Origin of the sequence: Streptomyces sp. NPDC007905 (genome assembly GCF_042959345.1) — a bacterium.
Classification (GTDB): Bacteria; Actinomycetota; Actinomycetes; order Streptomycetales; family Streptomycetaceae; genus Streptomyces.
The window spans coordinates 288,281-306,035 of the sequence record NZ_JBIBKS010000009.1 but is presented as its reverse complement, the minus strand read 5'-3'; the positions used below and the strand labels follow the sequence as shown (position 1 = coordinate 306,035).

Annotated in this window: 17 protein-coding genes and 1 pseudogene; 3 read left to right on the top strand and 15 right to left on the bottom strand. The window is 70.2% G+C overall.

The features are described 5' to 3' along the window. Window positions 1–303: 303 nt before the first annotated feature. The 6 genes and pseudogenes from cbiE to ACFZDC_RS18675 form a co-directional block, all read right to left on the bottom strand. Window positions 304–1,542 (bottom strand): precorrin-6y C5,15-methyltransferase (decarboxylating) subunit CbiE, encoded by a 1,239-nt coding sequence (gene cbiE / locus ACFZDC_RS18700; RefSeq protein WP_391325050.1) that lies wholly within the window; start codon window positions 1,540–1,542, stop codon window positions 304–306. A 133-nt stretch (window positions 1,543–1,675) separates the two neighbouring features. Continuing rightward, window positions 1,676–2,314 (bottom strand): GNAT family N-acetyltransferase, encoded by a 639-nt coding sequence (locus ACFZDC_RS18695; protein ID WP_391325048.1) that lies wholly within the window; start codon window positions 2,312–2,314, stop codon window positions 1,676–1,678. Window positions 2,315–2,513: 199 nt separating this feature from the next. Next, window positions 2,514–3,344, bottom strand: coding sequence for a MetQ/NlpA family ABC transporter substrate-binding protein (locus ACFZDC_RS18690; protein WP_391325047.1), 831 nt, complete (start codon window positions 3,342–3,344; stop codon window positions 2,514–2,516). Window positions 3,345–3,429: 85 nt separating this feature from the next. Beyond that, entirely contained in the window at window positions 3,430–4,167 is a 738-nt protein-coding gene (locus ACFZDC_RS18685; protein WP_391325045.1) for an ABC transporter permease subunit, read from the bottom strand. Beyond that, window positions 4,164–5,216 (bottom strand): ATP-binding cassette domain-containing protein, encoded by a 1,053-nt coding sequence (locus tag ACFZDC_RS18680; protein ID WP_391325043.1) that lies wholly within the window; start codon window positions 5,214–5,216, stop codon window positions 4,164–4,166. Before ACFZDC_RS18680 ends, ACFZDC_RS18685 begins: the two co-directional genes overlap by 4 nt. Window positions 5,217–5,605: 389 nt before the next feature. Next, a pseudogene (locus ACFZDC_RS18675) lies at window positions 5,606–5,743 on the bottom strand (HAD family hydrolase); the annotation flags it as partial. A 141-nt stretch (window positions 5,744–5,884) separates the two neighbouring features. Between ACFZDC_RS18675 and ACFZDC_RS18670 the strand changes: the two are divergent. After that, window positions 5,885–6,244 carry a hypothetical protein gene (locus ACFZDC_RS18670; protein WP_391325041.1) on the top strand — a complete coding sequence of 120 codons (360 nt, stop codon included), beginning with the start codon at window positions 5,885–5,887 and terminating at the stop codon, window positions 6,242–6,244. Next, window positions 6,225–6,665, top strand: coding sequence for a hypothetical protein (locus tag ACFZDC_RS18665; protein WP_391325040.1), 441 nt, complete (start codon window positions 6,225–6,227; stop codon window positions 6,663–6,665). The genes ACFZDC_RS18670 and ACFZDC_RS18665 overlap by 20 nt, the downstream gene beginning before the upstream one ends. Here the strand turns inward: ACFZDC_RS18665 and ACFZDC_RS18660 are convergent. From ACFZDC_RS18660 to ACFZDC_RS18650, 3 genes are all read right to left on the bottom strand, one after another. After that, the gene (locus ACFZDC_RS18660) at window positions 6,655–7,152 is read right to left on the bottom strand and encodes a GNAT family N-acetyltransferase (protein ID WP_391325038.1); all 498 of its coding nucleotides are present in this window, start codon (window positions 7,150–7,152) and stop codon (window positions 6,655–6,657) included. The two genes, ACFZDC_RS18665 and ACFZDC_RS18660, sit on opposite strands and share 11 nt — an antisense overlap. A gap of 45 nt (window positions 7,153–7,197) precedes the next feature. Continuing rightward, window positions 7,198–7,704 carry a sigma-70 family RNA polymerase sigma factor gene (locus ACFZDC_RS18655; protein ID WP_391325036.1) on the bottom strand — a complete coding sequence of 169 codons (507 nt, stop codon included), beginning with the start codon at window positions 7,702–7,704 and terminating at the stop codon, window positions 7,198–7,200. Between the two features lie 93 nt (window positions 7,705–7,797). Further along, the gene (locus ACFZDC_RS18650; RefSeq protein WP_391325034.1) at window positions 7,798–8,973 is read right to left on the bottom strand and encodes a glycerophosphodiester phosphodiesterase family protein; all 1,176 of its coding nucleotides are present in this window, start codon (window positions 8,971–8,973) and stop codon (window positions 7,798–7,800) included. 384 nt (window positions 8,974–9,357) lie between these two features. On the opposite strand from ACFZDC_RS18650, the gene ACFZDC_RS18645 reads away from it, so the two are divergent. Beyond that, window positions 9,358–10,029, top strand: coding sequence for a 1-acyl-sn-glycerol-3-phosphate acyltransferase (locus ACFZDC_RS18645; protein WP_391325032.1), 672 nt, complete (start codon window positions 9,358–9,360; stop codon window positions 10,027–10,029). Between the two features lie 79 nt (window positions 10,030–10,108). On the opposite strand, the gene ACFZDC_RS18640 is transcribed toward ACFZDC_RS18645, so the two are convergent. The 6 genes from ACFZDC_RS18640 to ACFZDC_RS18615 form a co-directional block, all read right to left on the bottom strand. Then, complete coding sequence (locus tag ACFZDC_RS18640; RefSeq protein WP_391325030.1) at window positions 10,109–11,665, bottom strand: MFS transporter; 1,557 nt, start codon at window positions 11,663–11,665, stop codon at window positions 10,109–10,111. Window positions 11,666–11,676: 11 nt separating this feature from the next. Beyond that, window positions 11,677–12,228: a TetR family transcriptional regulator gene (locus ACFZDC_RS18635; RefSeq protein ID WP_391325028.1), complete on the bottom strand. Its 552-nt coding sequence runs from the start codon at window positions 12,226–12,228 to the stop codon at window positions 11,677–11,679. A gap of 84 nt (window positions 12,229–12,312) precedes the next feature. Next, entirely contained in the window at window positions 12,313–13,284 is a 972-nt protein-coding gene (locus tag ACFZDC_RS18630) for an aldo/keto reductase (protein ID WP_391325026.1), read from the bottom strand. 86 nt (window positions 13,285–13,370) lie between these two features. Further along, window positions 13,371–14,135 (bottom strand): alpha/beta fold hydrolase, encoded by a 765-nt coding sequence (locus ACFZDC_RS18625; protein ID WP_391325024.1) that lies wholly within the window; start codon window positions 14,133–14,135, stop codon window positions 13,371–13,373. Between the two features lie 268 nt (window positions 14,136–14,403). After that, window positions 14,404–15,834: an argininosuccinate lyase gene (argH, locus tag ACFZDC_RS18620; protein ID WP_391325023.1), complete on the bottom strand. Its 1,431-nt coding sequence runs from the start codon at window positions 15,832–15,834 to the stop codon at window positions 14,404–14,406. A gap of 125 nt (window positions 15,835–15,959) precedes the next feature. Next, entirely contained in the window at window positions 15,960–17,153 is a 1,194-nt protein-coding gene (locus ACFZDC_RS18615) for an argininosuccinate synthase (RefSeq protein WP_391325021.1), read from the bottom strand. Between the last annotated feature and the right edge of the window lie 602 nt (window positions 17,154–17,755).

Here is a 17,755-nt window from a genome sequence, read left to right as displayed (position 1 = left end):
ACCCGGAACGGCGCACCGACCGCCCCATAGTGAAGAACGAGCGTGCGTGCCCAGCGGCACGAACGACCCGCCCCAAAAAGGCGACAAAGCCATTCAGTGGCATTGTCCCGGCCGTTGCGCCATCGCGACAGCATGATCCGCGACAGTCCGCTGTGGACTGCGCCACGTTGCGCGTCCTCGGGTTCTGCCGTACCACACCCACCCCAAAACGGGCGCGCTTTCCGGACATTGGCGAACGAAGTTCCGGGCCACCGGTGCGGTACAACGATCGGCCAGCCTACCGCGCGCAGTACGACAACAGGATCACGGGGCGCGATCCGGCAATACCCCGCTGAGCAGGAACGCCACGTTCCGCTCGGTCTCCGTCCAGGCCCTGGTGTCCAGTTCGACGGACTGCAGCAGGGCGCACTCGACCCGGTATCCGTGTTCGGTCAGGCCACGGCCGACGAGTTCGGCCTCGTCGCGGGTCGCGGCGTGGGCCACGATGCGCTGCGGGCGGCGGTCGGCGACCGCGGAGACCACGGCCGCTCCCCCGCCGCCGACCCGTACGACGTCCGGTTCGGGCAGGTTCTCGAGGACGTGCGGGGCGGTCCCCCGCACCACCTGGAGCTGGACACCGAAGCGACGCGCGACCGCCTCGGTGCGGGCGCAGGCCTCGGCGAGCCGGTCGACGGCGATGACGGCGGCGCCCGCACGCGCGGCCTCAGCGGCGAACGCCCCGCTGCCGCAGCCGATGTCCCAGACGAGGTCGCCGACCCGGGGGCCGAGCCGGGCCAGTTGGGCGGCTCGGAGCAGTTGCGTCTCTCCCTCGGCGAGCCCGCCGCCGTACGCCGCGTACGCGGCGTACTCGTCGTCGGGCTGCACCCAGCCGCGCGGCCCGGCACCCGGGTCGCGCCCGGCGATCCAGCCGCCGCCCTCGGCCGCGGCCCCCGGTCCGGCGGGTCCGCCGATGACCATGACGACGTTCGGATCGCGCCAGCTGTGGTCGGCGGCCTTGTCGGACGTGACGACGGTGACCTGCTCGCGTTCGGTGCCCAGTTCCTCGCAGATGACGAAGGTCCGGTGGATCCCGTCCAGGAGCAGACCGAGTTCTGCGGGGCCCGCGCCCGGCGAGGTGAGGACGGCGACCTTGGTGTGGGCGCGGCACACGTTCACGGCCCGGCGCAGGGTACGGGGGTGGGCGACGACCACCTGGGCGTCGTCCCACGGCATGCCGGCCCGGGCGAAGGCCGTGGCCACGGAGGAGACGGCGGGGACGACCTCGATCTCCAGGCCGAACTCCGGTGCGCGCAGAGTCCGTACGATGCCGAAGAAGCCGGGGTCGCCGTCGGCGAGCACCACCGCGGTGCCGCGGTGTGCGGCGATCCGGCGGGCGGCCAGGGCGAGGCTGCCGAGGCGGATGCGCTCGGCGCCGGGCGGGACCTCGGGGAGCGCCAGGTGGTGGGCCGCGCCCGCCACGAGCGTGGCGGCGCCGAGGGCGGCGCGTGCCGCGTCGGTCAGCGGCGAGCCGTCCCAGCCGATCACCGTGACCCGGTCGGCCATCGTCGTCAGTCTCCAGGTTTGCGCAGATCGTCAGGGATACGGGCCCGTGGGCGGGCTTCGTGAGCGTATCGGGTGAAGGTGACGGACGCGCGCGGGCGGGGCCGTGCGCGGATCCGGGCGCGCCTCGGCGGGGTCAGTTCCAGTCGGAGTACGCGGTGAAACCGCCGGTGTCGGCGAGCTGCTCGTCGGCGCCTTCCAGGTCCTCCGGCAGGAGGCTCCACACGATGAAGTCGCTGCGCACGTCGGTCCAGGTGCCGTCCTCGGTGCGGTGGTGCACTATGCAGGCGTTGCGCAGCACGCCCTCGCTGATACAGCCGATCTTCTGGGCGACCTGCTGGGAGGCGGTGTTGTCGGCGGGGGTGCGGATCTCGATGCGTTCGAACTTCTGGTCGCCCAGGAGCCATTGGGCGGTGGCGAGCGCGGCCTCCGAGGCGTAGCCCTCGCCGCGGGCCCAGGGGGCGATGATGTAGGACAGCTCGGTGGCGCGGATGTGCCAGTTGGTCCTGGTCAGCTGGACGACGCCGACCAGGCGCTGGGTGAGGAACTCGGTGACGGCGAGGTCCAGGCCCCGGCCGGCGGTGCGCTCGGCGGGCGCGTACTCGGTGATCCAGTGCCGGGCGCCGTCCTCGGTGAACGGCCGGGGGACGTCGGTCCAGGCGGCGACCTGCTCGTCGTTCATCATCTCGGCCAGGGCGGGCACGTCGTCCTCGTCGAGGGGACGCAGCACCAACCGCTCCGTGCTGATGGAGATGTTGGGGAAGGTGCTAGTCATGCGCCGCTCCGTAACCTTCGGAAAAAACGTGAGAGACCATCAGGACGTGTCGGGGAGCCCTGCTGAACTGCCCAGCATGCAGCATGAAACCACTGAACCGCACGACGGGTCCCACTCCGGGTGAGGGAGTGGGACCCGTGCGTGGCGATACGCCGTAAAGGTGCCGTCGGATCCGGGTCTTTCCCGGCGACCAGCCGGCTCAGAAGGAGGGGAGGACCGAGCCCTGGTACTTGTCCTCGATGAACTTCTTGACCTCGGGCGAGGTGAGGAGCTTGGCGAGCTTCTTCACCCGCGGGTCCTTCTCGTTGCCCTTCTTCACGGCGAGGAAGTTGCCGTACGGGCTGTTCTTCGCGGACTCCAGGACGAGGGCGTCCTTCGCGGGCTTCAGGCCCGAGGGGATGGCGAAGTTGCCGTTGATGACGGCCGCGTCCACGTCGTCCAGGGAGCGCGGGGTCTGGGCCGCCTCGACCTCCTTGAACTTGAGGTTCTTGGGGTTCTTGGCGATGTCCTGCGGCGTGGCCTCGGCGCCGGCGCCGTCCTTCAGGGTGATGAGCCCGTGGGCGGCGAGCAGCTTCAGGGCGCGGGCCTCGTTGACGGCGTCGTTCGGGACGGCGACGGTCGCACCGCTCTTGAGGGCGTCGGCGCTCTTCACCTTGTGGGAGTAGAGGCCGAGCGGCTCCAGATGCACCGTGACGACGGGCACGATGTGGGTGCCGCGCTTGTTGTTGAAGTCGTCCAGGTACGGCTGGTTCTGGAAGTAGTTGGCGTCCACCGAGCCGTCCTCGGTCGCCGTGTTCGGCGTGATGTAGTCGCTGAACTCCTTGACCTCGAGGTCGAGGCCCGCCTTCTTCGCCAGGTTCTTCTTGACGAAGTTCAGGATCTCGGCGTGCGGGGTCGGGCTCGCGGCGACGACCAGCGGACCGCTGGTGTCGGAGGAGCCGGAGTCCTTGTCCGAGCCGCAGGCGGTGAGCCCGAGGGTGAGGGCTCCGGCGGCGAGGACGGCAGTGGTGAGCTTGGCGGTGTTACGCACGAAAAGTGCCTTTCCTTAAGGGTGGTGCGACCCCGTGTGGGTGACGGGGAGTCCGTGGAGTGCCGCTTGCAGGAAGCGGTGCTGCTCAGGCGACCTTGCCGACGTCGGCCGCGGCCGGCTCCTTCGCCTTGAGCAGGCGGAGCCTGGGCGCCGGGCCGGAGCGGCCCCCCCGGCTGTGCAGGGAGCGGGCCGCGAAGTCGCCGGCGAACTGGATGAGGGAGATGACGACGGCGAGGATCGCGACGGTGATCCACATCAGCTCGGTCTCGAAGCGCTGGTAGCCGTAGCGGACGGCGAGGTCGCCGAGGCCACCGCCGCCGACCGTGCCGGCCATGGCCGAGTAGCCGATGAGGGCGATGATCGTGGTGGTGGTGCCGGCGATCAGCGAGGGCAGGGCCTCGGGGACGAGGACCTTGCGGACGATCGTCCAGGTGTTGCCGCCCATCGACTGCACGGCCTCGACGAGACCGTTGTCCACTTCGCGGACAGCCGTCTCGACGAGACGGGCGAAGAAGGGAATGCCACCGATGGCGAGCGGCACGATCGCGGCGGTGGTGCCGATCGTCGTGCCGGTGACCCAGCGCGTGAAGCTCATCAGCGCGACCATCAGGATGATGAACGGCATGGACCGGCCGATGTTCACGACCTGGCCGATCACCTTGTTGGCGACGGCGTTCTGCAGCAGGCCGTCCCGGTCCGTGAGGACGAGGAGGAGGCCGAGCGGAAGGCCGACGGCGACGGCGATCAGGGTGGACCACAGCACCATCGAGAGCGTCTCGGAACACGCCTGCGACAGCAGCGGCTGCATCTCGGACCAGGTCACTTGGCCCCCTCCTTCACCAGCACGGGCGCCTGGCCCCCGCGCCCGACGACATCGATCTGCAGGCCCTGTTCGCGCAGAAAGCCGATGGGCACCACGTTGTCCTCGTAACGGCCGGGCAGTTCGAGGCGCATGCGGCCGATCTGCAGGCCACCGACGGTGTCGATGGCGGCGCCGAGGATCGAGATGTCGATGTTGTAGGTGCGCGAGAGCTGGGAGATGACCGGCTGGGTGGCGGCCTCGCCGTGGAAGGTGACGTCGAGGACGGTCCGGTCGGCGCCCGTGGCCTCGCCGCCCACCGGGAACAGCGCGGCGGCCAGTTCGGAGCCCGGGGTGCCGAGCAGCTCGCTGACCGTGCCGGACTCCACGATCCTGCCCTTCTCCATGAGGGCGGCGGAGTCGCAGACCGACTTCACGACGTCCATCTCGTGCGTGATGAGCAGAACGGTCAGGCCCAGCTGCCGGTTCAGGTCGCGCAGCAGCTGGAGGATGGAGCGGGTGGTCTCCGGGTCGAGGGCGCTGGTGGCCTCGTCGGAGAGCAGCACCTTGGGGTCGCCGGCGAGGGCGCGGGCGATGCCGACGCGCTGCTTCTGACCGCCGGAGAGCTGGGCCGGGTAGGCCTTGGCCTTGTCGCCGAGGCCCACCAGGTCGAGCAGCTCCAGCGCCTTGCGGGAACGCTCCTTGCCGGACTTGCCGAGGATCTCCAGCGGCAGCTCCACGTTGTCCTGCACGGTCCGCGAGGAGAGCAGGTTGAAGTGCTGGAAGACCATGCCGATCCGGCTGCGCGCCCGGCGCAGCTCCGTGCCGGCGCGCGGTCCGCGGCCGGCCAGGGCGGTGAGATCCTGCCCGGCGACCGTCACGGTGCCGGAGGTGGGGCGTTCCAGCAGGTTGACGCAGCGGATGAGCGAGGACTTCCCGGCGCCGGACTGGCCGATGACGCCGTAGACCTCGCCTTCGCGGACGTGAAGATCGACGCCGTCCAGGGCGGTGACCTCTCGGCCGCGGGAACGGTGTGGCCGGTAGATTTTCGTCAGGCCCGATGTGGTGATCACAGGATTTCCGTCACTGTCGAGTGCGCGGGCGTGGGTGTGCCCGGGCACGGGTGCATTCATCGCATTCAGGGACGCGGCACGGTTCTCGCGGTGGCGATGGAACCGGGGGAGAACATCGTGTGCGCGGGAGGCCTCCGTCCCGTATGCCGGACAGCGGGCACGGGGACAGGCCGCGGCCCTCGCTTCGGGGCGCGAGGCTCAGATGGTGCGGGGGCCCTCTAGAAGGCGCACATTCGACACGTCATGCGACACATACAACGAGCACCGGGCGTCAGGGTCGCCTCGGTCGCAAGGGTGCGGCTGCTCGTCGTGGTCATGCGATCAGTAAACCAGACCTACGGTGCTGACAGGCCGCCGCCGTCCGCATGCTGGACAGCGGCGGACAGCGCTCAGCCGCGGACACGGATCTCCACTCCCCCGTCGGTGACCAGTGCGGGCAGGGCCGACAGGTCCTTCACCACCAGATCGGCGTCCAGCTCCTCCGGCCGGTGGGTTGTGGCCAACGCCACGGTGGTCATGCCGGCCGGCGCGGCAGATCGGCGACCCTCTCCACCGCGGCACGCCCGTGCACGTCGACCAGGAGGGCGTGCGTGGATCGTCATGTAGACCCTGCGGCGTACGGCGGGGTCGGCGGCGGCGGGCCATTTCGGCCGTAATAGGGTCGCGGCATGCTCAACGCCCTGACGCTGGTGACCGGGGTCGCCGCGCTGTTGCTCGCCGCCTGGTGCGGCTGGGCCGCCTACCGGGACCAGCCGACCAAGGACTGGCACTTCATCGGCATGGCCGTGGTGTCCCTGCTGGCCGTGATCCAGCTGGTCATCGGGATCGTGCAGTTGGCGCGGGGCGAGAAGCCCGAGCAGGGCACGACGATCTTCGTGGCCTATCTGCTGGGCGCGCTCGCGTGTGTGCCGGCGGCGGGCTTCATGTCGCTGGCCGAGCGGACGCGCTGGGGTTCGGTGACGGTGGCGGCCGGCGGTGTGGTGCTGGCCGTGCTCGAGGTGCGGCTCTATGACATCTGGGGAGGCTGAGGTGACGGCGGTGGAGGAGAAGCCGACCCGGTTGATCAGCGGGCCGGGCATGCTGCTCGTCTGGTTCTACGGCGTGATGGTGGTCGGCGCGGTGTCGCGCTCGGCGTACCAGATCGCGACGGACTTCGACCGGGCGCCGCTGGCGTACTCGCTGTCGGCGGTGGCGGGTGTGGTGTACGGCTTCATCACCTACACCTTGATCCGCGGCGGCGAAACGGCCCGCAGGGCGGGACTGGTGTGCTGCGCCGCCGAGCTCGCGGGCGTGCTGATCGTCGGCACCTGGACCCTGGTCGACCGCTCGGCCTTCCCGGACGCGACCGTCTGGTCCGACTACGGCATGGGCTACGTCTTCATTCCGGTGCTGCTGCCGCTCTCGGCGCTGTACTGGCTGCGGAAGTCGCGCAGCGCCGTCACGCGGTAGTCGCGTACGTCCCCGCCTGCTTCTCCAGGACGATCATCTCGACCCCGTCGGCACCCTGGGACCGGCCCACGGTCTCGTAGCCGACCCGGCGGTACAGACGGAGGTTGCCCTCGCTGCGGTGGCCGGTGTGCAGACGGAACCGGGTGGCACCGCGCTGCTCGGCGAGGGCCGTCTCGGCCGCGCGGAGCAGCCTCGCGCCGATGCCGTGGCCCTGCAGGCGCGGGTGGACACAGAGCTTGCCGATGGCGGCCGCGCCATCCTCGGTCACCTTGCCGCGCACCGAGCCGACCACCTCGTCACCGAGGCGGGCGACGAAGACGCAGTCGGAGACCACTTCCTGGCGGAGCGAGTCGAGGCTCTGGACGAGCGGGTCGATGCGGTAGTTGCCGTACAGCGCCGCCTCGCTCTGGAAGCACAGGTACTGGAGCTTGAAGATCTGCTCCGCGTCCTGCTCGGTCGCCACCGAGATGGTCACGCTCATGCCCATGTGCGCATGCCTCCCGCTCACCTGATCACCCGTTGTCCCCCACTCCTATCCCCGCACTTCGCGGGCCGCAACCTCCGGGGTGAGCATTCGTCGGAGACATCCCAGACATCTGGAGCGTTCCGGGCCGAGACTACCTTGTGAGATACCCAACTCCCCCGCGATCTCCCGGTATGTCAGGTCCTTCGGGGAGAGCAGCGCCTCCATGAGACGGGGGCAGCGGCCGGGCAGGCGGCGGACCGCATCACGCAGGGCGCGGTACCGGGCGGCGGCGAGGGCCAGTTGCTCGGGCCCGGGGCGGGCGTCGTTGACCGGCTCGACATCGTACGGCCGTTCGAGGCGGTGGGTGCGGCGGCTGCGGCGTGCCTCGGCACGGACGGCCTTGCGCAGCCAGCCCTGCGGGTCCAGCGGGGGCCCGTCGGCCTCCAGACGCTCCAGGAGGCGGAGCCACACGGCCTGCTCCAGGTCACCCGGCTCGCTACCGGAGGCATGTGCCTCGGCGGAGGCCTCGGCGGTGAGCAGGGGGCGCAGGGTGGCCACCAAGTCGTGTGTCATATGCGGAACGACGCACCGCCCCGGCGGCAGGTTCCGGGGCGGCGCACGGACACCCCGAACGGGGTTGCGGAGGGATCCCGTTGACGACGGCGGTCAGTCGGCGAGGAAGTCGGCGCGGGCGAGCAGTCCGGTGTCGGCGTTGTCCGTGAAGACGCCGTCGATGCCGGTCGCGAAGTACGTCTTGAAGGCGCCGAAGACGTCACCGTAGGCGTCCGCCGCGCTGCCCTTGCGGTACTCGGCCGGGAGGAAGGGGTTCTCGTTGCGCAGGGTGTAGGGGTGCAGGATCAGGCCCACCTTGTGCGCGTCGGCGACCAGCGCGGTCGGCGTGGCCAGGGTGCCGTCCGCCTTCTTCGGGATGATCAGGTCCAGCGTCGGACCGATGCCCTGTGCGTAACCGGCGATCTCCCTGAGGCCCTTGGGCGTGATCAGGTCGGCGACCGTGCGCGGGTCGCCCGTCTCGACGAAGTCGTAAGGGCGGCTGTCGGCCGAGGAGAGCAGGACGACGAGCGGGTTGTCGACCAGCTGGTTCAGTCTCTGGATGCTGCTCGGCTCGAAGGACTGCAGGATGACCGGCGAGTTCCGGCCGTCCTTGCCGTAGGTGCGCAGCAGCTTCGCCACCCGCTCCTCCAGGCCGAGGCCCAGCTTGCGGAAGTAGGTGGGGTGCTTGGTCTCGGGGTAGATCCAGACCTGCCTGCCCCGCCTGCGGGTCTGCTCGTCCTGCCACTTCAGGACCTCTTCGAAGGTGGGGATCTCCCAGCGCCCGTTGTAGAGGGTGTTGTGCGGGCGGTTGGCCGGGATGCGCTCGACCGCCCGCAGGGTCTTCAGCTCGGCGAGGGTGAAGTCCTCGGTGAACCAGCCGGTGGTGGGGACGCCGTCGAGGATCTTGGTGGTCTTGCGGTCGGCGAACTCCGGATGCGCAGCCACGTCCGTGGTGCCGCCGATCTCCGGCTCGTGGCGGCAGACGAGGTGCCCGTCCTTGGTGGGCACCAGGTCCCCGGCCTCCACCACGTCGGCGCCGAGGTCGAGGGCCAGGTTGTACGAGCCGAACGTGTGCTCGGGGCGGTAGCCGCTGGAGCCCCGGTGGCCGATGATCGTCGGCACCGGCAGGCTCTTCAGCCCGCGGTCGCCGCGCACGGACGTCCGGGTGTCGGCCGCCCGGGCGGTTCCGGGCAGTCCGAGGACCGTTCCGCCCGCGCCGAGAACCGCCGCACCGAGCAGCGCCCGTCGTGCCGTTCCCCGCGTCCGCTCGTTCGCCTGGTCGCTGTCCATGAGCCTCTTCCTGCCGTCTGCCGTCCGCCCTGCCTCTGTTTCTGGCGCGCGCCGATCGTAGGGGCGCGCACATGACCGACGGGAGACCTCGGTTCGAACGCGCGGGTGACGCCGTACGTCCTGTGGGAGGCAAGATCTGACGGTCCGTCGGCATCGGCGGGCGTGAGGCGGGTAGCCGGATGGTGAGGACTCCGCGCGATCTCCGTCACATCGTCGCCGGGGCGTTACGGCCGGACTCCGGCGCGCCACCGCAGGTAAACCCGCGTCAACAATGCGTAAGACCTCGGTGAACCGCCCCCACCCGATGTGCGCTTCCCCCGGAGCCGCGAGTAATGTCCTCACCTGCACAGACTCATATCGCTTCCCTCGACATCGGAGGACCCGTTGTCCCGCTTCGCGCTCATCAAGGCAGTGCTCGGACCGATCATGCGCCTGATGTTCCGCCCACAGGTGGAGGGCGCGGAGCACATCCCCGGGGACGGCCCGGTCATTCTGGCCGGTAACCACCTGACCTTCATCGACTCGATGATCCTGCCCCTGGTCTGCGACCGTCAGGTCGTCTTCATCGGCAAGGACGAGTACGTCACCGGCAAGAGCCTCAAGGGCCGGCTCATGGCCTGGTTCTTCACGGGCGTCGGCATGATCCCGGTGGACCGCGACGGCGGTCGGGGCGGTGTGGCGGCGCTGATGACCGGCCGCCGCGTCCTCGAAGAGGGCAAGATCTTCGGCATCTACCCGGAGGGCACGCGCTCTCCCGACGGCCGCCTCTACCGTGGCCGCACCGGCATCGCCCGCCTCACGCTGATGACCGGCGCCCCCGTGGTCCCCTTCGCGATGATCGGCACGGACAAGCTGCAGCCGGGTGGGGCGGGGATCCCGCGGCCCGGCCGCGTGACCGTGCGGTTCGGTGAGGCGATGGAGTTCTCGCGGTACGAGGGCATGGACCGGGACCGGTATGTGCTGCGGGCGGTCACCGATTCCGTGATGGCCGAGGTCATGCGGCTGTCCGGCCAGGAGTACGTGGACATGTACGCCACCAAGGCGAAGGCAGCCTGACCCGTACACCCGCATCCCGGCAACCGGCCGACCGCCCAAGGCGGGGACGACCGCGCGCCCGCGCCCCTGGTGACTCCCATTACCCGGCGTTCTCCAGCTTCTGGTTCCTCAGCAGGAACCATGCCGTCGCTGCCGTCGCCAGCAGGATCGCCGCACCCGCGGCCGATGCGAGGTGCAGGCCGTGGACGAAGGAGCCGCGGGCCGCGTCGAGCAGGGCCCCCGCCGTGTGCGGGGACATGTGCGCCGCTGTCTCGACCGCGGCACCCAGGGATTCGTGGGCCGTGGCCGGCGTGCCGGCAGGGCCCGTGAAGTCGCGGTAGACGCCCGTCACGATGGACCCCAGGAGGGCGATACCCAGGGCCGCGCCCAGCTCGTACGCCGTCTCGGAGACGGCCGAGGCGGCGCCTGCCTGGTCCTTGGGCACGCTGGAGAGGATGACGTCGGCCGTCACCGTGAAGGAGAAACCGGCACCGATGCCGACGACCAGGAGTGCGGTGCCGAGGACCGGGTAGCCCGTCGACCGGCCCAGGGTCGTCAGCACGGCCAGGGCCACACCGACGGCGGCCAGGCCGCCGGAGACCACCGCGCGTACGGAGAAGCGGCGGGCCACGCGGCCCGCGACCAGGCCGGCCGCCACCGCACCGACGGCGGCGGGCAGTTCGGCCAGGCCCGCCTCGAACGGCCTCCTGCCCTGGACGAGTTGCAGGTACTGGGAGAGGAAGAACACCAGGCCGGACATGCCCAGCACGGTCAGCAGGTCGGCGAGCACGGCCCCGCTGAAGCCACGATGCCGGAACAGGCGCATGTCCAGCAGCGGGGTCGGCATGGTGAGCTGGCGGTGTACGAAGCCGTAGAGGGCGCCGGCGCCCAGCAGTCCGGTGGCGAGCGTCTGCCAGGTGAAGCCGTGGGTCGCCGCCTCCTTGACCGCGTACACGAGGGCGATCACGCCGACGAGCGACAGGACGACGCTGACCAGGTCCCAGGGGCCGGGGTCGGGGTTGCGGGACTCGGGCAGCGTGCGGATGCCGACGAGCACCAGGACGGCCATCACCGGCAGGTTGATCAGAAAGACCGAACCCCACCAGAAGTGTTCGAGGAGGAAGCCACCGGCGATCGGGCCGACGGCCGTGCCGGCGGAGGCCGTCGCGCCCCAGACGCCGACCGCGAGGCTGCGCTCGCGCGGGTCGTGGAAGAGGTTGCGGATCAGGGCGAGGGTGGCGGGCATCAGGGTCGCGCCCGCGACGCCGAGCAGCGCCCGCGCCAGGATCATGAGTTCCGGTGTCGTCGCGTAGGCGTTCAGGACGGACACGGCGCCGAACGCCGTGGCACCGCCGAGCAGGATCCGCTTGCGGCCGATGCGGTCGCCGAGACTGCCCATGGAGACCAGCAGACCGGCGATGACGAAGGAGTAGACGTCACCGATCCACAGCAGCTGGGTGCCGGAAGGGTTGAGGTCTTCGCTGATGTAGGGAGTCGCCAGGCCGAGGACCGTGGCGTCGACGGCCACCAGCAGCACGGCCAGCACGAGGACGGAGAGCGCGAGCCAGCGGCCCTGGCGCTGCTCCACCTCCGCCGCGCGATCCACCGAGCTCTCGGCTGCGCTCGAGCGACCCCCATGCTGCAGGGTGCTGGTCATGATTCCTCTCTTCAGGGTGCGTGTGTGCGTCGTACGCCGCCGAGCAGCAGCTCGACGACCATGTGGGTGAAGTCCTTGGGTGCCACCCGGCCCTCCGCCACCGCCCAGGCGCCGGAGGCCAGCAGGCCGTACAGCGCCTCGGTGAGCCAGGCCGGGGTGAGGTCGATGCGGAACTCGCCGCTCTCCTGGCCGCGCCGGAAGAGGCCTGTGAGGCGTTCGTCGATGCGGGCCCAGCCCTGGTTCTGCTGCTCGCCTTCGAACAGCTGGTTCTCGGTGTAGAGGAAGGCGAGCAGGGCGGCCGACGGTTCGATCGCCCGGACCAGGCGGTGGACGGCCTCGCCCGCCGGACCCTCGTCCAGGCGGGCCGCGTCCAGGGCGGCCTCGCACTCCGCGATGCCGAGCGCCTCCAACGCCCTTACGAGCGCGTCGCGCCCGGCGAAGTGGCGGTGCAGCGTGGCCCGGCTGATCCCGGCGGCCTTGGCGACCTCGTCCATGGTCGCCGTGGCTTTACGGGTCAGCAGGGCGGCTGCGCTGCGCAGCACGTGGTCACGATCCAAGGCCATGAGACAAGGATAGCGCGCATGAGACATTCTTGTCTCATCGTAGGCATGGATGACTCATCGATGCTGGTCGGAGTGGGGTTCCGTTCAGTGCCAGGGCAGCTGTCCGCGCCGCTCCCAGTATGTCTGCGGGTCCTCCACCAGCGTGGCGAGACGGGTCAGCTGGTCCTCGCCCAGATCCACGACGGCCGCGTGCAGGTTGGAGGCGAGCTGCGTGAGGCTCGCGGCACCGGAGAGCACGACGCCGGCCCACGGCTGACGCAGGATCAGGGCGAGGGCCACGGCGTCGCAGCCGAGAAAGGTCTCCTCGGCCACGGCCTTCAGCACGTCGGGCGCGTGCGGTGCGGCGAGCCGGCCGTTGGCCATGCCCTCCTTGACGATCACGGTCAGTCCGGCGTCGTGCGCCTCGGCGAGCGCGGGTCCCGCCGAGGTCTCCAGGGCGTTGTACGTCGACTGGACGGTACGGAAAAGGGGCTCGCCGTCGACCGTCACCTCGAGGGCGGCACGGATCGCGTCGGCCTGGGCGGGGCCGCTGGTGGAGAAGCCGACGGTGAGGCCCTCGGCGGCGGCCTCGGCGAGCCTGGCGTGGAGTTCCTTGTCGGTGAGGGCCGGGCTGTCCGGGGTCACCGAGTGGATCTGGTAGAGGTCGAGCCGGTCGCCGAGCAGCGCGTCGGTCTCGGCGCGCTGCCGTTCGTAGGTCGCCAGGCTGTGGTCCTTCACCTCGTGCTGTTCCGCGTCGGTGGACCAGCCGGCGGTGTAGGTGTAGCCCCACTTGCTGCCGACGACCACGTCGTCGATGTCCGGGCGGGCGTTCAGCCAGTCGGCGAGGAACTCCTCCGAGCGGCCGTAGGAACGGGCGACGTCGACATACCGCACGCCCTGGGCGTAGGCGGCGTCGAGGAGTTCGTGGGTGCGTTCGCGCAGCGCGCCGACCGTGCGCTCGGCCGGGAGGTCGCCCTCCCGGCCGAGGTTGATGTAGCCCGGACGGCCGACGGCGGCCAGGCCGAGCCCGATGTGCGCGGTGGGCGTGGTCGCGGTGGCCAGGCGGCTGAAGGGCATGCGAACTAACTCCCTGCACGATCGGCGGAGGGGCATCCCGCGCCAGGGGCCGGGATCTCGCACCAATCTACCCAGCCCCGTGCGGTTCAGCCCGTGCTGACGCAGCGCGGCGCGAAGGCCGGGTCGGCCGGCCCGTCGCGCTTCAGGGCGTTGAGCACCCACTGTTCGACCAGCGGCGACTTGGGCGCCTGGTCGTGCTCGGTGGTGTCGAGCGGGCAGCGGTCCTGGAGCAGCACATTGGTCACGCGCGCGTCCGGGCCGTCGAGGAAGGCGCTGGTGTACGGCAGCACGACCTCGTCGTGCCTGGTCGCGACGGCCGTGTAGTCGGGGCCGGCCGGCGTCTCCGGGGCGGAGTTGAGCTTTCGCAGGAAGTCCGAGCCGGCGGTCTGGTCGACGCAGGACGGGCAGACGGTGGCGCCGGCGGCGAGGGCGAGCGGGTTGGTGGTGCCGTGGTTGGAGGGCACGATGCCGACGAGGTCGTCGACCTTGGTCGCTCCGCCGAGGAACTTGACGTAGTAGCGGGGCATCATGCCGCCCTGGCTGTGCCCGACGATGTCGACCTTCCTGGCGCCGGTCGCGCCGAGCACGGCGTTCACGAAGTCGCGCAGTTCGGCCGCCGAGTCCGGTATCGGGGCGGTCTCCAGGTCGCCGTACTCGAAGGAGAAGACGCAGTAACCGGCGTTCGCGAGCTCGGGCGACAGGGTCAACCAGTTCTCGTAGGAGGTCTTGAAGGTGCCGTTCACCAGGACCACGGGCTGCGGATGAGCGGAGTCCGGCTTGCAGGACCAGTCGTTGGCGCCGGGTGGCGGGGTGTCGGCGGCGCCCGCGGGGGCCGTGAGGCCGAGGCGCACAGCGCCGCCACGGCGGTGACGGCGAGGAGGCGGGCTGTTCGTCTTGTACGTCGTGCGCGCATGACGTCCCTTTCATGCTCGGCGGCCCGACCGGCGTTCGGCAATGCCGACCGGGTAACCGGAATGCTCACCTCCGAGGTAGCGGCAAGTCAAGGATTCGGCCAGTGGCCGAATCTCATCCGTTACCAAGCGGTCCCACCCAGCGGTCCAGGCAGCGCGAAGGGCCCGGACACGACTCGAGGTCCGGGCCCTTCGGTCGACTACGTTGCTAGGCCTGCTTGGCCGTGGCCCACGCGTGTTGGGCCGCAACGTCCGCCTTGACCTCGGCGAGCTGGACGGCGACCGCACTGGGTGCCGTCCCGCCGCGGCCGCTGCGGGAGGCGAGGGCGCCGGGGACGTTGAGGACCGTGCGGACCTCGGGGGTGAGGTGGGCGGAGATCTTCGCGAACTGCTCGTCCGTGAGGTCGTCCAGTTCCTTGCCCTCCGCCTCGGCGACCTTTACGCACTCGCCGGCGACCTCGTGCGCGACGCGGAACGGCACGCCCTGCTTGACCAGCCACTCGGCGATGTCGGTGGCGAGCGAGAAACCGGCCGGGGCCAGCTCCTCCATGCGCTCGCGGTGGACCGTGAGCGTGGCGATCATGCCGGTGAAGGCGGGGAGCAGCACCTCCAGCTGGTCGCAGGAGTCGAAGACCGGCTCCTTGTCCTCCTGGAGATCGCGGTTGTAGGCGAGGGGCAGGGCCTTGAGCGTGGCCAGCAGCCCGGTGAGGTTGCCGATCAGGCGGCCCGACTTTCCGCGCGCCAGCTCGGCGATGTCCGGGTTCTTCTTCTGGGGCATGATCGACGAGCCCGTGGAGAACGCGTCGTGCAGGGTCACGAAGGAGAACTCCTTCGTGTTCCAGATGATGATCTCCTCGGCGATCCTGGAGAGGTTGACGCCGATCATCGCGGTGACGAAGGCGAACTCGGCGACGAAGTCCCGGGAGGCCGTGCCGTCGATGGAGTTGCCGACACTTCCGTGCTCGAAGCCGAGGTCCTTCGCCACCGCCTCCGGGTCCAGACCGAGCGAGGAGCCGGCCAGCGCCCCGGAGCCGTACGGCGAGACCGCCGTCCGCTCGTCCCACTGGCGCAGGCGTTCGGCGTCCCGGGACAGGGGCTGTGCGTGGGCCAGGACGTGGTGGGCGAACAGGATCGGCTGGGCGTGCTGGAGGTGGGTGCGGCCGGGCATCGCCACGCCCGGGTGCGCCTCCGCGAGGCCGATCAGGGCGTCCTGGAGGTCGGCGATCAGACCGCCGATGATCCGGGCGTGGTCCCGCAGGTACATGCGGAAGAGGGTCGCCACCTGGTCGTTGCGGGAACGGCCCGCGCGCAGCTTGCCGCCGAGGTCGGGACCGAGGCGCTCCAGCAGGCCCCGCTCCAGGGCGGTGTGGACGTCCTCGTCGGCGATGGTGGCGACGAAGGAGCCGTCGGCCACGTCCGCCTCGAGCTGGTCGAGCCCGGCGATCATGCGGGTCAGCTCGTCGTCCGTGAGCAGTCCCGCCTTGTGCAGCACGCGCGCGTGGGCACGCGAACCGGCGATGTCGTACGGCGCGAGCCGCCAGTCGAAGTGGACGGACGCGGACAGCTTCGCCAGGGCCTCGGCGGGGCCGTCGGCGAAACGGGCGCCCCAGAGCCGTACGTCACCGCTGTTGCTGCTCACTTGCGTTGCTCCTCGGAAGATGTCTTTGTACGGCCGATGTCTCTGTGCCACCGCCTCCCCACCTTTGCAGGCGAGGAGGCGGCCGTCAGGCTGATGCGTGCGAGGTGACCCGAAGGGCTGGGCGCCTACGCGAGGTCGCGCTTGGCCGCGATCTTCGACGACAGGCTGTAGATGTCGATGAAGCCCTTGGCCGCCGCCTGGTCGAAGGTGTCGCCGGTGTCGTAGGTGGCGAGGTTGAAGTCGTACAGGGACGACTCCGAGCGCCGGCCGGTGACGACCGCGCGGCCGCCGTGCAGGGTCATCCGGATGTCGCCGGAGACGTGTTGGTTGGCCTCGTTGATGAAGCCGTCCAGGGCGCGCTTGAGCGGGGAGAACCACTGGCCGTCGTAGACCAGTTCGCCCCAGCGCTGCTCGACCTGCCGCTTGTAGCGCGCCAGTTCCCGCTCGACGGTGACGTTCTCCAGCTCCTGGTGGGCGGTGATCAGGGCGATCGCCCCCGGGGCCTCGTACACCTCGCGGGACTTGATGCCCACGAGACGGTCCTCGACCATGTCGATCCGGCCGATGCCCTGGGCACCCGCGCGCTCGTTGAGCTGCTGGATGGCCTGCAGGACGGTGACGGGCCTGCCGTCGATCGCGACCGGGACGCCCTCCTTGAAGGTGATGATCACCTCGTCGGCGTCGCGCGGGGTGGCCGGGTTCGAGGTGTACTCGTAGATGTCCTCGATCGGGGCGTTCCAGATGTCCTCCAGGAAGCCCGTCTCGACCGCGCGCCCGAAGACGTTCTGGTCGATGGAGTAGGGGGACTTCTTGGTGGTGGCGATCGGGAGCTGCTTGTCCTCGCAGAAGGCGATCGCCTTGTCCCGGGTCATCGCGTAGTCGCGGACCGGGGCGATGCACTTCAGGCCGGGGGCGAGGGCGACGATGCCCGCCTCGAAGCGGACCTGGTCGTTGCCCTTGCCGGTGCAGCCGTGGGCGACCGTGGTGGCACCGTGCTTCTCGGCGGCGGCGACGAGGTGCTTGACGATCGCCGGCCGGGAGAGGGCGGAGACCAACGGGTAGCGGTCCATGTAGAGGGCGTTGGCCTTGATCGCCGGGAGGCAGTACTCGTCGGCGAACTCGTCCTTGGCGTCGGCGACCTCGGCCTCGACGGCACCGCAGGCGAGCGCGCGCTTGCGGATGACGTCCAGGTCCTCGCCGCCCTGGCCGACGTCCACCGCGACAGCGATGACCTCGGCGCCCGTCTCCTCGGCGATCCAGCCGATGGCGACGGAGGTGTCCAGACCGCCCGAGTAGGCGAGTACGACGCGCTCGGTCACGGGGTTTCTCCTCACACTGCACTGGCTGACATGCATGAGTATGCAGAACTCCGCATGATTCGTCAATCGCCGCCCTCGGCGGTGCGGGTCCGGGCCAAGGTGAGGGAGTTTCGAAAAAGGGCTGAACAGACGAAACCGCTTTCTCGTCCTCCCCCGAACGCAGGCGTCTGTGACTGTGCGCGATAGTCGGCCTTTGAGCACGCTAGTCCTCGCAGCCGTTCCGCCTGCGGTTTCTCGACGGGGGCCGCAGGGAGCACATCCCGGACTTCCTGGTCGCGACCGCAGGGTCGACGCTGTTGATCGACGGCCGCCCGGCCCACCTGGTGAAGGAGTCGGACGTCACCGTGTTCGCGGCGACCGGCCGCGTGACGGCTTCCGCCGGCTGCACCACTCTGCGAGTACGCACCTGGCAGAAGCTGCCTTGCAACGCTGAGGCATACCAGGCAGCCCTGCAGCACGTCGCAGAGATCATCATGGCTGCTCGACAGCACGGATGAAGCGCGGGGCAGTTCGCGCACGACCTCGCGGAGATAAGGGGCCTGCCAGAGGTCTTCGACCCAGAGCAGGAAGAGGACCTCTACCTCTGCAAAGGGTTCGGTCTG

Bases quoted from the DNA above. Each gene is read 5' to 3' on its own strand.
- ACFZDC_RS18655 (WP_391325036.1), bottom strand. From the start codon at position 7,704: ATGACACACGACTTGGTGGCCACCCTGCGCCCCCTGCTCACCGCCGAG.
- ACFZDC_RS18650 (WP_391325034.1), bottom strand. From the start codon at position 8,973: ATGGACAGCGACCAGGCGAACGAGCGGACGCGGGGAACGGCACGACGG.
- ACFZDC_RS18660 (WP_391325038.1), bottom strand. From the start codon at position 7,152: ATGGGCATGAGCGTGACCATCTCGGTGGCGACCGAGCAGGACGCGGAG.
- ACFZDC_RS18640 (WP_391325030.1), bottom strand. From the start codon at position 11,665: ATGACCAGCACCCTGCAGCATGGGGGTCGCTCGAGCGCAGCCGAGAGC.
- ACFZDC_RS18635 (WP_391325028.1), bottom strand. From the start codon at position 12,228: ATGGCCTTGGATCGTGACCACGTGCTGCGCAGCGCAGCCGCCCTGCTG.
- ACFZDC_RS18695 (WP_391325048.1), bottom strand. From the start codon at position 2,314: ATGACTAGCACCTTCCCCAACATCTCCATCAGCACGGAGCGGTTGGTG.
- ACFZDC_RS18665 (WP_391325040.1), top strand. From the start codon at position 6,225: ATGACATCTGGGGAGGCTGAGGTGACGGCGGTGGAGGAGAAGCCGACC.
- ACFZDC_RS18670 (WP_391325041.1), top strand. From the start codon at position 5,885: ATGCTCAACGCCCTGACGCTGGTGACCGGGGTCGCCGCGCTGTTGCTC.
- cbiE (WP_391325050.1), bottom strand. From the start codon at position 1,542: ATGGCCGACCGGGTCACGGTGATCGGCTGGGACGGCTCGCCGCTGACC.
- ACFZDC_RS18630 (WP_391325026.1), bottom strand. From the start codon at position 13,284: ATGCCCTTCAGCCGCCTGGCCACCGCGACCACGCCCACCGCGCACATC.